Source organism: Psychrobacter sp. 1Y1, from assembly GCF_051847395.2.
Lineage (GTDB): Bacteria > Pseudomonadota > Gammaproteobacteria > Pseudomonadales > Moraxellaceae > Psychrobacter.
In genome coordinates this window covers 1-13,740 of record NZ_JBPYDF020000001.1, presented here as the reverse complement: position 1 = coordinate 13,740, position 13,740 = coordinate 1, and the positions used below count along the sequence as shown (strand labels likewise).

The following is a 13,740-nucleotide window of genomic DNA, read 5'->3' as shown; positions in this document are numbered from 1 at the left end:
TAAAAGCACAGGTTTCACTGGTGAGCTAGCAGCAAAACAATGAGCCTATAAAATCTTGCTTTGGCTTATGCTACACTAGCTGGGCAATATATCATCTACACAATAATAATAGGCAATACGCCATTTAAAATAAGGAACATCTACAATGTCAGAATCAAAAGCAAGCGTCATATGGCAAGAGAACAAAGCCTTTATGGGTGTGTCACCATCAGGACATAATGTACAAATTGATGCTGATAAAGAAAAAGGCTCAAGCCCGATGGAGCTGATTTTGCTAGGACTAGGTGGTTGCGCCAGTTATGATGTCGTAGAGATTTTACAAAAATCACGCCAAGCAGTGACGGATGTACGTTGTGAGCTAACCGCCCAGCGCGCTGAAACTGTACCAGCGGTCTATACTGATATTCATATGCATTTCATTGTCACTGGTCAAGATGTCAAAGAAAAACAAGTCGAAAAAGCCATCCAGTTATCAGCAGAAAAATACTGTTCTGCCAGCCGTATGTTAGTAGCAGGTGGGGTCAATATCACCCATGACTTCGAAGTGGTTGCAGGCTAGGGACTTATATAATGATAAGTGCATTCTTTGAGTTGGTAACTGATAAAGTGGCGTCTGCCATTTTAGCCATGGTGGTAGCAAGTCTATTGCCATGGGCGGTGTCAATCGTTGCAAAAGTATCTGGTGGCTTTAGAATCAGAAATAATGCACATCCTCGCGAATTTTTTCAAAATGCGACAGGCATGGCAGCACGTGCTAATGCAGCACAACAAAACAGCTATGAAACCTTGCCAGTATTCTTGGCAGCAGTATTGGTAGCTATGCTTTTCTTTGTACCGCAATCGATTATCAACGTATTGGCTTGGCTGTATGTGATGATACGAATTGGTTTTTGTGTGGCATATATTACTAATTTGGCAATGTTCCGCTCTATCCTTTGGGTATTATCAATGGCCTGCTGTCTAATGCTATTTTATTTAGCGATACGAGTCAGCGTCTAGGGCATGTCCTCAATTCAAACGACAGTTATCTAAACGGATTAAAAATGGCTCAATTTTGCCAAACAGCGTCAAATCGCTTGCTAGTATCTCGATATTATCTACGCTATTTTTCTCGTTTGACGGCAATTTATCTCATTTTTATCTCCATTTTTGAAATGAGGACACACCCTAGTAAAAATACTCCTAACTGCCAAAACGCTCAAATACAAGCAGGTGATTAATCTCGTACGCTTGCTTGTAGGGCGCTAATAATAACCGCTTTATTTTTCTCTCGTTTAATACCTTCCCATACTGTCTGCGCCTCAACGTAGCCTTTGGTAAGCATACCTAGCCATTGCTTATAGCGTCCGACTAACACCACATCGTTCTTTGCTTCCCCTTCTAAAAACTTGATCTGATGGGCAATCAAATCTTGCCATAACAATGTAGCCGTATTCTCTCCGCTGTCAGTACTGTTTTCAGTATCACTATCAACCTGTGCCACTAAATCAGGACGCGTTACTGCGCCGCGACCTAACATTAAGTGCGGCGTACCTGCTTGCGTCATACAGTTTTGCGCATGCTCAAAGTTCCAAATTTCTCCATTAGCAATGACAGGAATATTGAGCGCATTAAAGCTCTGGATTTTGTTCCAATAGGCAGGTGGCTTATAGCCTTGGGTTTTAGTGCGTGCATGAATGGTCAGCCAGTCGGCGCCGCTATCGTTAATTGCGCCGCGAATATCATCCATTCGGCTAGTATCGGTATAGCCCAGACGAATCTTAGCTGATACTGGTATATGAACGGGAACAGCGTGCCGTACGGCACTGATAATCTGATACATTGTTTCAGGTTCATCCAGTAGTACAGAACCACCACGATGGCTGTTGACCGTTTTTGCTGGACAGCCAAAATTGATATCAATCGCAGGTGCACCGAGCTCACAAGCGTACGCGGCGTTTTCTGCCATAAGCTGCGCTTCGCTACCCAAAATCTGTACATGAATAGGTGTACCAGAGGCCGTTTTAGCATCATGATGTAGCTCAGGCACATATTTATAAAACACGTGCGCAGGCAAGACATGCTGAGTGATACGAATAAACTCACTCACTGACCAATCATAAGGACGACCCAAATCTGTCGCAATTTGCGTTAAGATTTGGCGCATTAATGGATCGGTTAAGCCTTCCATAGGTGCGAGCAAACGCACGGGAGCTGCAAATAACTGATTAATAGTATTTTGACGTGTTTGAAGTTGCTGGCTATTATTCATGCTAGTGATTCACTGCTAAAGAGTCGTTATAAAAGATTGAATAAAACTTGAGGCTGACCGAGGTGTAGGGTAATTAAGTATTACCAAAAATCACTTTTTTGCCCGTCTGTAATCCTGATATTAAGTCTTTAATATTATGAATATCCAAATTGCTTTGCGCGCGCGTGCAAGCAACGTAGAGCAAACGCAACTCTTCTGGGCTTATTTTGACCGCGTTGGTGGTCACATCGTAGTAAAAATCATCATCTAGTTGTACTTTGCCCCATTCTAGCCCTTTGGCTTTATGAGCGGTGGAGATGACATAGTCAGCGTTTTCAATGCTAGTCAGACTATTGACCGCTTGGCTCAAGACATTGGTACCGTGGTCATCGACCAGTTTGACCAGTGTTTTGAGATCGCTACCCTCATTGGTTTCGGCGTACTCTTGCACATCACCCCAGTTATAAAAATACGCTAGCTCAGGTACACCATAAGCCGATTTGCCATTTTTTAAGTTTTCGGCTGCTTGGCAGAATTTGAGCATACGATCGGTATCCGCTTGTAGTGCCACGCGATGCCCGTGCTTTAATCCTGTCAATAGTTGTGACATGGCAGCAGCATTGGTACGGCACAAAATAGCATCTTTCTTACTGTGTACCATGCCCTTATCGGTAGAGGACTGTTTATTCGGATTGCCTTTTAGCGGTACGTCCTCTTGTAGTGCTTTTAATAAGGTATTGGCCACTTCTGCAATCGGCTCACCAAAGCGAAAAGACTGCGTCAATAATGTCTGCGGTAATGGCAGTTTTTTCATGGCATTGACCGCGCCGCGCCATTCATAAATCTGCTGATGAGCATCGCCCACATAGATGACTTGTCTCGACTGCTGAGTCAAGATACCCATCATCAATGGGTCGGCATCCTGTGCTTCATCAAATAAGATAAAGTCCGCTGGAATACTGGGCTTAGATAGTGCCCAAAGCTTGAGATAAATATCATGGCCAATACCAGCAGGATGACGCGCATCAATCGACTGTAACCAGCGCTGCTCAACAGCAGGGTAGAGCATCTCACGTAGCTGCTCTGCATCTGAGTCATCGAGCCAGCTTGGGAAAAGTATGTGCCTTGGCGCAGGGTAGCTGGCATGCGTGCTACAAAAATTACTTACTGCATCGCTGACGAAACGCGATAGTCGTGCTGGCGTCAGTGTGATGTATTTATTAACCCCATCCATCTGCCGACGTACTTGTACAGGCTGTAGTCCCAAATCATCACCGAGGCGCTTGGGTGAAAATCGTGGCAAAGATAGCTTGGCGGTAATATCACGAGCGACATGACGATAAGCTAATGAATGAAAAGTACGGCATTCTACATGCGGCGGAAACTTTGAACGAGCATCATTGGCAATCGCTTTGTTAAAGGCCAGATACAGTCCGCGGCCACGTAAGCGCTCACCGATTAGCTTGAGCGTCGTTGTCTTACCGGCACCCGCATAAGCGACCACTTTAAACGACTTGTGATCCATCGCCATATTCAGCGCGCTCAGCTGCTCGTCAGTGGGATCGCTCATATAAGCTGGCATAGATGCGGACATAATAAAGCTACCTAAATACAAAAATTGATTAAAAACAAAAGGGGCAAAAAAAGCCACTGGGTAAACAATGGCTTATAGATGATGGTGATGCTAAAACGTGATAATAAGCAATCAGCTTACTAATGAGGCAAGAATAAAACGGTGTAATGGTAGTTTAACGCATAGCTATATGTAATCAATAACTTTATTTCAGTCTGGATTAGACTGATAAGTGTTTTATTCTTTGTCTGTCGACACGAGAGTAGGACTGGGCTCTTCTTTGATTAAAATCTTCGCCAAAAACAAACCAAGCTCAAACAACAACCACATCGGAATCGCTAGCATGAGCATCGATACGCCATCTGGCGGCGTGACAACGGCAGCCACAGCAAAACAGCCCACAATGATATAACGACGTTTCTCTTCTAAGCTCTGAATGGAGACAATACCTGCCAATATCAATAGCAAAGTAACAACTGGAATCTCAAAGGTTAAGCCGAATACCATAAATAATTTCAAGGAAAAACTGAGGTAGCTATCGATATCCGTCATGGGTAGTACGTTTTGCGGGGCAAACATGATAAAGAACTTTAAGACCCCTTTGAGCACAATAAAGTAAGAAAAAGCCACGCCAGCATAAAACAAAAATATAGAGGATAGCAGTACTGGAATAGCAATTTTCTTTTCTTTCTTGTACAAGCCGGGCGCTACAAATGACCAAATTTGATAAAGGATATAGGGCATCGCCAAAAACGCGGCTACGAATACGGTCAGACGTATCGGCGCCATAAAATTTGACGTAATATCCGTGGCAATCATGGTCGAGTTGGCAGGTAACTGTGCAATCAATGGGTCAGACAACAAGTTATATAGCTCGCGCGAATAACCGACCAAGCCTAAAAATATTATCAGTACTGCCACACATATTTTGATCAAATGCCGACGCAGCTCAATCAAATGCTCGGTAATAGGCATATCAGCCAAAGGGCTTAAAATATCCTCTGATTTTTTATCTTGAGTGGTATTGGTCGTTGCTTCAGCACCTTTATTGAGGGTTTTTTGATCAATAGCTTCTTGATCAATGACATTTGGGTCAGTAACGGCGATTTTCTCTTGACGACTTTTTTTGCGCTTGAATAATGACATCAATCAGTCTCCTGCTTATGGTCAGAAGTCTGCATGTTGGCAGGACTGTTGAGTAGGGCATCCGCTTTATAGTTTGGCACATATGGCGGCATTGGGAGCCGACGTGCTTTGTCATAAGCGCCCAGTCGAAACCACATGTTTTCCCATGGACGGGTAGTGATGGTCTGAACAACTGGCGCTGCCTTGGCATTATCACTCACCTTTGCATTATCTACATCGTCACCGTTGTGACCGCGCTTCGATAATTGACCGTTTTCTAATGTATCTGGCTGCTCGTCAGTGGCATAAGCATAGTCGAAGGCTTTTGGTGTGGCTGGTTGCTGCTTTTGTATGCGGTTACTTTCATGAGCTTCGTCATCCTTGCTGTTTTCAGCATTTGTAGATGCTTCAGAAGCTATCGAATCAGGACTATGTGAGCTTTCAAAAGCTTTCATATTGCCGCGCATTTCAGCCATTTCACGCCTCATTTCGGCTTCAGTCTGGCGAATTTTGGCGAGCTCTTTCTGCATTTGCTGACGTGTCTCAGCCAAGTCAAGCTCAGCCTCTATTTCAGACTGCAATGTTGAGACTGTACGGCGAATTTTGGCATACCATTGCCCAGCCGTGCGCGCTGCCTGCGGCAGTTTTTCTGGGCCCAGTACGATTAGGGCGATAACGCCAAAGAGAAGTAGTTCAGAAAACCCGATATCAAACATAATGGTCCGATGTCACTGTTTAGATGCTATACGTTATGCTTATCATCAACCTTGGTGGTTGAGCGCTCTTCAGTGTTTGCCGTTGCATCGTGGTCAAGAACCGCGTGTTTTTTGGCATGCTCTGTATTTTCATCTTTAACAGCTTCTTTAAAACCTTTGACAGCACCGCCCAAATCTTTACCAGCATTTCTGAGTTTTGAGGTGCCAAACACGACAACGACAACGACCAATAGTATCAGCCAATGTGTAATAGAAAAACTACCCATAATGGTATCCTTGTGACCTGGTTTTGTGACTTGGATTTTAGTCTTTATATGCCTGCTGTTAGTTTGCAAAAAGGTCTATCTAGCAAACAAAAAGCATCGACATATAATGCGAGATAAAACAGAGCTATATTATAACCTGCACTTATTACAAATAGGTGAAAGCAACAATAATCCAATAAAATAGACGTTTATTTTTTATTTAGGCTTATCTAGCGGCTTTTTCATCGATACCTGATAACCCAAAACGTCTGCCTAGCTCGTTTAATACGGCGTCCGACTCTATATCAAACCAGGCCAGTCCGACTAAGGTATGGAACCAAACATCGGCGACTTCATAGATTAGCTCATGACGAGCTTCATCGTAGCTTGCTTTGTCTGTACTCTCATCGCAGTTAGCAAAATCTTTGGCAGCGATGATACTTTCTGTACTCTCTTCACCGACTTTTTCTAATATTTTATTTAATCCTTTGGCATACAGACTGGCCACATAAGAGCTGTTGGCATCGGCTTGTTTGCGCTCTGCTAATACGCTATCGAGCTGCTGCAATACAGAGGCTTTATCGACTTGTGCTTGAGCAGTATCAGCTTGTGCTTGGATAGTATCAGAGTCAGTATTCGAACCAGTGTTTTCAATTTCAAGAGTTTCGCTAGTAGAGTCATGAGAATGATAAATATCTGCAGGGTCTTTTAATACTTTATCGACAGTTTGCCATACAGGCGTTTGACCTGATAAATCCAACCGCTGATAAAAGCAAGATTCACGTCCCGTATGGCAAGCAATGCCGCCAGCCTGAGTGACACTAAGTACAATCACATCTGCATCACAGTCTAGACGAATATCATGCACAGTTTGCGTATGACCTGATGACTCACCTTTATGCCACAGCTTGGCACGTGAGCGTGAAAAATAAACCGCTGTTTGGGTTTGCGCGGTTAGCTGCAATGCTTCTGCATTCATCCACGCCATCATCAAAATACGACCTGTCTGATGATCTTGAGCAATTGCAGGAATCAAACCATCATCATTAAAAGTTACGGCAGTCAGCCAAGCAGGTAAAGTCATAATGTATTTGTCGTCTTATAGGTAGAAAGTGAAAAAGAGTGATAAGCAATTATACTACTTATGATTAAAGCGGGGAGATTATCTGAAATGCTCTGCAATATGCTGACAGCTAGCAATATGATGTCAGCTAAATGTGCTATAGAGTGCAATTATGCTAAATCTAAATGAACAGCATACTATTGATAATAAGCGATTCTACAGTCTAAATAAATGCGGATACAACGCTTCTTTAATCGTATTATCAAGCTTAGTCACTTTATTGAGGTTAAAGTCGTAACCTCTAAAATGCTGGCGCGCTTTTGCTACTATTTCGCCCGTGTGCATCCGCGTGACCTTTAGGATTATATTACCGCCATTATCATATATTGGCTCAACACCAACTTCAAATAACAGCTCTTCTCGTACGCGGATACGGCTTACAATATCTAGCTGCAATTTATCAATAATCAAGCCTTGATGGTCTGCGTTGATTTCTTTGACCCCTTTAGCGTATAGAAACCTTAGCCGTGCTTCGGACAATAGCGCTGTCAGAGATTCTACCGTCATATGCTGTCCTGCGTCGGCTTCCGTATGACGTACACGCATCACTGTCTCAAAAACAAACAAGTCGTCGTCGAATACTAACTCTTGTTTTGACACACTATCTCCTAGAGTGATGGCCAAATATGGTTCTATTTATCATGCCGTAGGTAGCAGCACTGTTATTGTTATCGTCGTTATGACTGTGCATTCTAGCTTAAATATTCATGGTGAATAAGTGGGTTTTAATAGTATTTATATGAAGATATAGCTCAGTCTCTACTTAAGCACAGCTTAGGCTGACATTCAATCTATTTGGATAAAAATCAGCCGTTTTATTGGTGATTTTAGGAGAGCTGCTATCGCTTATCTGATGCTGATTACTTGTCTATATTGTCTACTAAAACCTCGCCAAAACTTTACTTGGCAAAACAAGGCACTATCTGCTAAAATAGCGCCTCCCACCTCGAGGCAAATAGAGGTTTAGTGGTTATTTATATAACGATTATTCAGTATGACTATTTGACGACCAGGTTCTAAAACAGAAAAAGAGGCAAATCATCATGAAAGTTAAGATGAAAACCAGAAGCGGCGCAGCTAAACGCTTCAAAAAAACAGCGAATGGCTTCAAGCGTAAGCAAGCATTCAAAAGCCATATTTTGACCAAGAAATCAGCTAAGCGTATTCGCCAATTGCGTGGTCTTAAGTTGGTGCACAAGTCTGACGAAGCAGCAGTTCGTCGTATGTGCCCATACATTTAATAGCCTACCGTCATCTATCTTTGATTGAAAATATTTGACTTTGCAATCTGACAATGATGTTTGTTATTTGACAGCATCATCACTCGCTTAACAGTGATTAAAAAATCTTGGAGTAAATTATGGCCCGTGTAAAACGTGGTGTACAGGCAAATCGCCGTCACAAAAAAATCTTAAAGCGCGCAAAAGGCTACTATGGTGCCCGTTCACGTGTTTACCGCGTAGCGGTACAGGCAGTGACCAAAGCTGGTCAATATGCTTATCGTGACCGTCGCAACAAGAAACGTACTTTCCGTCGTCTTTGGATCGCACGTATCAATGCTGGTGCACGCTTAAACGGCTTAAGCTATAGCCGCTTCATCAATGGCATGAAAAAAGCAAACATCGCAATCGATCGTCGCGTTCTAGCAGACATCGCTATGCATGATGCAGCGACTTTCACAGCATTGGTCGAAAAAGCAAAAGCGGAATTGGCCTAAATATTAACCGTCCTTTAGGTATGATGCTTTTAAATAATTATTTATAAGCAATTGTCTAAATGGATAGGACTAATATTGATTAATAGTATGATATTAATAAAAGCTACCGCTGGTCGGTGGCTTTTTTTATATTAAATTATTTTAAGCGTGCTCTATATTGAACTTTATTGAGTAAAAATACGCTTATCATCGTCTAAATATTCAAGCCATTCTTATAACCAGCCTTTATATTAATCTTTTATATAAACATAGCTGGATAAATGGTTTGCAATATTTGGTCAAATCCCTACAATTAATAGTCCGTTCAAATCAGGAATAATGCGTCTTATGACTAACCCTGCTGCCACCAACGACTTGTCGGCGCTACCGACCTTGTCTTCAGAGCTCAATGAGCTTAACGAAGCTCAGCTTACCGAATTTGCGAGTGCTGCTGAAGCTCTAATCCTACAAGTAACTGATGCGCGTACACTGCAAGATTTGCGTGTGCAGTTGACTGGTAAAAAGAGTCCGCTAACGGGCTGGTCAAAGCAGATGGGCAAGCTCGATGCTGACGATAAAAAAACTTATGGCGGCTGGTTGCATCAAGTACGTAGCCGCATTCAGCAAGCACTGACAGACCAACAGCAGCAACTAGAAGTCGCAGCGCTCAATGCCAAGCTAGAAAGCGAGAGCATTGATATTACTTTGCCTGCTCGCGGTGGTCAAAAAGGTCATCTGCATCCAGTAACTATGATTACTCAGCGTATGCAACAGTACTTTATTCAAGCGGGCTTCAATGTCGCAACTGGCCCTGAAGTCGAGAGCGACTACTATAATTTTGAAGCGTTAAATATCCCGTCGCACCATCCTGCACGCGCGATGCATGATACTTTTTATTTTGATGCGCATTATCTATTGCGTACGCATACTAGCCCTGTTCAGATTCGTACCATGGAAAAAAATGAGCCGCCGATTCGCATCATTTGCCCAGGTCGTGTTTATCGTAACGACTCAGATCAAACACATTCGCCGATGTTCCATCAGCTAGAAGGCCTTATGGTCACTGAGTCGAGCACTTTTGCTGAGCTAAAAGGTTTAATCAGTGAGTTTCTAGAAGCATTTTTTGCCAAAGAGCTGACCGTACGTTTCCGTCCGTCATTTTTCCCATTCACTGAGCCGTCTGCAGAAGTGGATATCTTAGATGACAATGGCAAGTGGCTTGAAGTAATGGGCTGCGGCATGGTGCATCCACAAGTATTGACCAATTGCGGTATTGATAGCGATAAATACACTGGCTTTGCTTTTGGTATGGGTATCGAGCGCTTTGCGATGCTGTATTACGGTATTGATGACTTGCGCTTGTTTTTCCAAAATGACGTGCGCTTCTTAAAGCAATTTGGCTAGAGTTTTCTTTATACCTATATAGTTAGTTCAAGATAATTTAGATCCAAGGAAAATGAGTGAAAGTGCTACCAATCGTAGACTGAGCGAGCCTGACGCTGTATCTAATTTATATAAGATTGACTATAGCAAGTGAATTCGCCAAGCTTTACTCCAACATCTTTATTATAAAATTCTGATCCGAGATATTTATGAAAATTAGCGAACAGTGGCTACGTCAGTGGGTAAACCCTACAAATACTAGCGAACAGTTAGCCGAACAGTTGACTATGGCAGGTCTTGAGATTGATGATCGCTATGCGGTTGCCCGTGCTTTTAGCGGTGTGGTTGTCGGTGAAGTCATCAGCATTGAGCAGCATCCTGATGCAGATAAATTACGTGTTACTCAAGTAAATATCGGTGACGCTGAGCCGCTACAAATTGTCTGCGGCGCGCCTAACGTGACCGTCGGTATGAAAGCACCGGTTGCTACCGTTGGCGCGATATTACCAAGCGATGATGCCAGTAATGGTAAAGCGGGCTTTAAAATCAAAAAAAGCAAACTACGCGGTGTGGCCTCAAATGGCATGCTATGTGGCGCTTCTGAAATTGATTTAGTCGATGATATAGATGGCTTGCTTGAGTTGCCTGAAGATGCACCAGTTGGTACAGATATTCGTGAATATCTAGGTTTAGATAATCAAATATTGGATATCTCAATCACCCCAAACCGTGGTGATTGCTTTAGCGTACGTGGTATCGCTCGTGAAATATCTGTCATCAACGATTTATCTGTACAAATGCCAGAAATCTCTGCCAATACTGCTGGCACTGCTGCAACGCCGGCTGTGACAGTTGATGCAAAGGAAGCGTGCCCTCGCTATCTGTTGCAGTCGATTCACAATATTGACCGTAGCATCGATACTCCAAAATGGATGCAAGATGCGCTGGTACAATCAGGACTACGTTCACACAACTTCTTGGTCGATGTGACCAGCTATGTGTTGATGGAGTTGGGTCAACCGCTACATGCGTTTGACGCAGACACGATCGAAGGTGATATCGTGGTACGTTTGGCACAGCCTGATGAAACCATTACTTTGCTAAATGAGCAAACCGTTACCTTGACCGGTGATGAGCTTGTGATTGCTGATGATAAAGGTGCCTTGGCACTGGCTGGTATTATGGGTGGTCAGCGTAGCAGTGTCACCGATAGTACGACCAATATCGTTGTAGAAAGTGCTTTCTTTAATCAGCTAGCTATCGCTGCGCGCGCACGCCGTTTCGGGCTACATACGGATGCATCACAGCGTTTTGAGCGTGGCGTCGACTTTGAATTACCAGCATTGGCGTTGGCACGAGCTTGTGATTTAATCACCAGTATTACTGGCGGGGAAGCAGGTCAAATAGTCACGGCCGAAAACCTTGAGCATTTGCCAGCACGTGCACCGATTACATTGCCAATCGCGAAAGTTCGTGATGTCATTGGGATTGATATTGAACCAACTGAGATGGTACGTATCTTGACCCAACTGGGTTTTGACGTAGAGCAGCAGAGCGATTCACTAGTTTGCAAGCCGCCATCTTACCGTTTTGATATGAGTATCAAAGAAGACTTAATCGAAGAGATTGCTCGTATCTATGGCTATGACAATATTCCAAGCGTCCTGCCACATTTGCAAGTCAGCATGGATTATGATGATACTGCAGATTTGACGCATGAGATGAAGCTATCATTAGTCGACAACGGCTATATGGAAGCGATTAGCTTTAGCTTTAGTGATGCAAAACTAGAAGCATTGCTTGATGACGAAGCGCTAGGGGAGGTGTTGGCACTGGCAAACCCTATCTCTAGTGATTTGGCGGTTATGCGTCGTACCTTGCTATCGAGCCTATTACCTTGCGTGCAATATAACTTGAATCGTCAACAGCCACGTGTACGTTTCTTTGAAACGGGTCTTAGCTTTGTTGGACAAAGTGTTAGTGACTTAGTACAAACGCCAAGTATTGCTTTAGTTGCAGTTGGTGATATATGGAGCGAGCAAGCTTATCAAAACCGTGCGTTAGATTTTTATGACCTAAAGCATGACATTGAGCAGTTATTACCAGCACAAATCGATAGCGCACGTATTCGCTATGAGCGTAGCACGCTGAGCTTCCTGCATCCAGGACAAAGCGCTGAGTTGTATATTGATGATGTATATATTGGTTGGTTGGGTCAGTTGCATCCAAATACTGCTAAGCAATTAGATCTGCCTACTACATGGGTCGCTCAATTGTCACTGGCACCGCTATTGACGATTGCACGTGAGCAGCATGCTATCACAACACCAAGCAAGTTCCCGCAAGTACGCCGCGATATTGCTATCTTGGTAGACAGTGACATCAGTTTGCAGACGCTAGAGACAACAGTACGAGCTGCGGCAGGTAATCTATTGACTGATCTTTGGTTATTTGATGTTTATCAAGGTGACAAAGTACCAGCAGGCCAGCGCTCACTAGCGTTTGCATTGATATGGCAAGACAGTACGCAAACGCTGTCTGACGAAGCCGTCAAGACTGCCACAGATAAAGTGGTACAAGCGCTAACTGACCAGCATTCTGTACAGCTGCGCGACAGCTAACATTTAGTAAGTATTATACCCAATGCTCTGTAGTCTTTTTACCATGAGGCTACGGAGCATTGCTATTCATAGAATAAGTTAAGTGGTTATTAATAAAGGATTTTAATGAAGACTTTGTTAAAAAACGGTCAAAAAACCTTTATAATAGCTAGCCTTAACCCTCATACCGCTAAACCATGATATTCGACATCACGACATAGCATAGGAGTCGTACTGTGAGCACCTTAACCAAATCTGACATGATTGAGCATTTGATGAGTCACCTAAACCTAACACGCCAAGAAGGCCGCTGTCTGGTGGAGAACTTTTTTGATGAGCTGTCAGAGAGTTTGATTGATGGCAAAGAGGTCAAGCTTTCAGGCTTTGGCAACTTTGAGCTTAAAGATAAAAACAGCCGTCCAGGCCGTAACCCGAAAACAGGGGAGCCTGTTGCAGTATCCGCGCGCCGTGTGGTTACTTTTAAGACAGGGCAAAAATTTCGTCAGAAGGTTGACGAGCGTTTGTTTGATAGCTAATACCTAGTTTGGCACTGCGCTGAACGATAGTGTGTCTGTTTTATCGTGAGTTTATAAGAATGCTAGTGCGTATTTGCACTTAGTTATTTTTGCGTACATCTATATATTTCGATATTGCAGCACGCATCGCATATTAGGGTTATCTATAAAGTAGAAACCTACTAAAATCATAAATGATAGACATAAAAAAAGAGAGCATAGGCTCTCTTTTTTTTACTACAGTTTATCTATTGTATGAACAATAAATTACTGAGCTTCTTCAACTACTACTTCGTCAGAAGCTTCAACAGCAGCAGTATCAGTTTCGCTAGCTACGTCTACGCTAGTGGTGTCGCCGTCTACAGGAACTTCAGCGTCCATTTCGTCAGTAGCAGTTGCAGCTTGTGCATCAGCGATGTCAGCTTCAGCGCCAGCAACAGCAGCGTCAGCATCAGCAGTCATTTCGCCTTCAGCAGCAGCTTCGTTTAGCTCTTCAGAAGCGTCTTGCACTTCTTCTTGCGCGTCAGATAAATC

At 43.3% G+C, this 13,740-nt stretch carries 15 protein-coding genes; 7 read left to right on the top strand and 8 right to left on the bottom strand.

Translation table 11 applies throughout. The features are described 5' to 3' along the window. Positions 1–145: 145 nt before the first annotated feature. Both ACS8FA_RS14040 and ACS8FA_RS14035 read left to right on the top strand, forming a co-directional pair. Positions 146–559 (top strand): OsmC family protein, encoded by a 414-nt coding sequence (locus ACS8FA_RS14040; protein WP_114701777.1) that lies wholly within the window; start codon positions 146–148, stop codon positions 557–559. Between the two features lie 11 nt (positions 560–570). Then, positions 571–999 (top strand): MAPEG family protein, encoded by a 429-nt coding sequence (locus tag ACS8FA_RS14035; protein ID WP_406947838.1) that lies wholly within the window; start codon positions 571–573, stop codon positions 997–999. Between the two features lie 217 nt (positions 1,000–1,216). Here the strand turns inward: ACS8FA_RS14035 and ACS8FA_RS14030 are convergent, their stop codons facing one another. The 7 genes from ACS8FA_RS14030 to ACS8FA_RS14000 form a co-directional block, all read right to left on the bottom strand. After that, complete coding sequence (locus ACS8FA_RS14030) at positions 1,217–2,251, bottom strand: tRNA dihydrouridine synthase (protein WP_439264457.1); 1,035 nt, start codon at positions 2,249–2,251, stop codon at positions 1,217–1,219. 73 nt (positions 2,252–2,324) lie between these two features. Continuing rightward, positions 2,325–3,824: a UvrD-helicase domain-containing protein gene (locus ACS8FA_RS14025; RefSeq protein ID WP_057761950.1), complete on the bottom strand. Its 1,500-nt coding sequence runs from the start codon at positions 3,822–3,824 to the stop codon at positions 2,325–2,327. A gap of 216 nt (positions 3,825–4,040) precedes the next feature. Next, positions 4,041–4,778 (bottom strand): twin-arginine translocase subunit TatC, encoded by a 738-nt coding sequence (gene tatC, locus ACS8FA_RS14020; RefSeq protein ID WP_439264517.1) that lies wholly within the window; start codon positions 4,776–4,778, stop codon positions 4,041–4,043. Positions 4,779–4,948: 170 nt separating this feature from the next. Continuing rightward, positions 4,949–5,644, bottom strand: a complete 696-nt coding sequence (gene tatB / locus ACS8FA_RS14015; protein ID WP_439264459.1) for a Sec-independent protein translocase protein TatB — start codon at positions 5,642–5,644, stop codon at positions 4,949–4,951. A 26-nt stretch (positions 5,645–5,670) separates the two neighbouring features. Further along, the gene (tatA, locus tag ACS8FA_RS14010; protein ID WP_439264461.1) at positions 5,671–5,910 is read right to left on the bottom strand and encodes a Sec-independent protein translocase subunit TatA; all 240 of its coding nucleotides are present in this window, start codon (positions 5,908–5,910) and stop codon (positions 5,671–5,673) included. Positions 5,911–6,115: 205 nt separating this feature from the next. Continuing rightward, positions 6,116–6,973, bottom strand: a complete 858-nt coding sequence (gene hisI / locus ACS8FA_RS14005) for a phosphoribosyl-AMP cyclohydrolase (RefSeq protein WP_439264463.1) — start codon at positions 6,971–6,973, stop codon at positions 6,116–6,118. Positions 6,974–7,168: 195 nt separating this feature from the next. Then, positions 7,169–7,612: an acyl-CoA thioesterase gene (locus ACS8FA_RS14000; protein ID WP_102093896.1), complete on the bottom strand. Its 444-nt coding sequence runs from the start codon at positions 7,610–7,612 to the stop codon at positions 7,169–7,171. Positions 7,613–8,055: 443 nt separating this feature from the next. Between ACS8FA_RS14000 and rpmI the strand changes: the two genes are divergently transcribed. From rpmI to ACS8FA_RS13975, 5 genes are all read left to right on the top strand, one after another. Beyond that, a complete protein-coding gene (gene rpmI, locus ACS8FA_RS13995; RefSeq protein WP_057761939.1) occupies positions 8,056–8,253 on the top strand; it encodes a 50S ribosomal protein L35 in 198 nt (65 codons plus the stop codon). Between the two features lie 119 nt (positions 8,254–8,372). Next, positions 8,373–8,729: a 50S ribosomal protein L20 gene (rplT, locus tag ACS8FA_RS13990; RefSeq protein ID WP_011281252.1), complete on the top strand. Its 357-nt coding sequence runs from the start codon at positions 8,373–8,375 to the stop codon at positions 8,727–8,729. Positions 8,730–9,056: 327 nt separating this feature from the next. Then, positions 9,057–10,112, top strand: a complete 1,056-nt coding sequence (pheS, locus tag ACS8FA_RS13985) for a phenylalanine--tRNA ligase subunit alpha (protein ID WP_057761938.1) — start codon at positions 9,057–9,059, stop codon at positions 10,110–10,112. A gap of 188 nt (positions 10,113–10,300) precedes the next feature. After that, positions 10,301–12,712 (top strand): phenylalanine--tRNA ligase subunit beta, encoded by a 2,412-nt coding sequence (pheT, locus tag ACS8FA_RS13980; protein ID WP_439264466.1) that lies wholly within the window; start codon positions 10,301–10,303, stop codon positions 12,710–12,712. A 215-nt stretch (positions 12,713–12,927) separates the two neighbouring features. Further along, on the top strand, positions 12,928–13,227 hold the full coding sequence (locus ACS8FA_RS13975; RefSeq protein WP_057761935.1) for an integration host factor subunit alpha: 300 nt from the start codon (positions 12,928–12,930) through the stop codon (positions 13,225–13,227). A 246-nt stretch (positions 13,228–13,473) separates the two neighbouring features. On the opposite strand, the gene ACS8FA_RS13970 is transcribed toward ACS8FA_RS13975, so the two are convergent. Next, a partial coding sequence (locus ACS8FA_RS13970) for a hypothetical protein (protein WP_522901980.1) occupies positions 13,474–13,740 on the bottom strand: 267 nt, incomplete at its 5' end.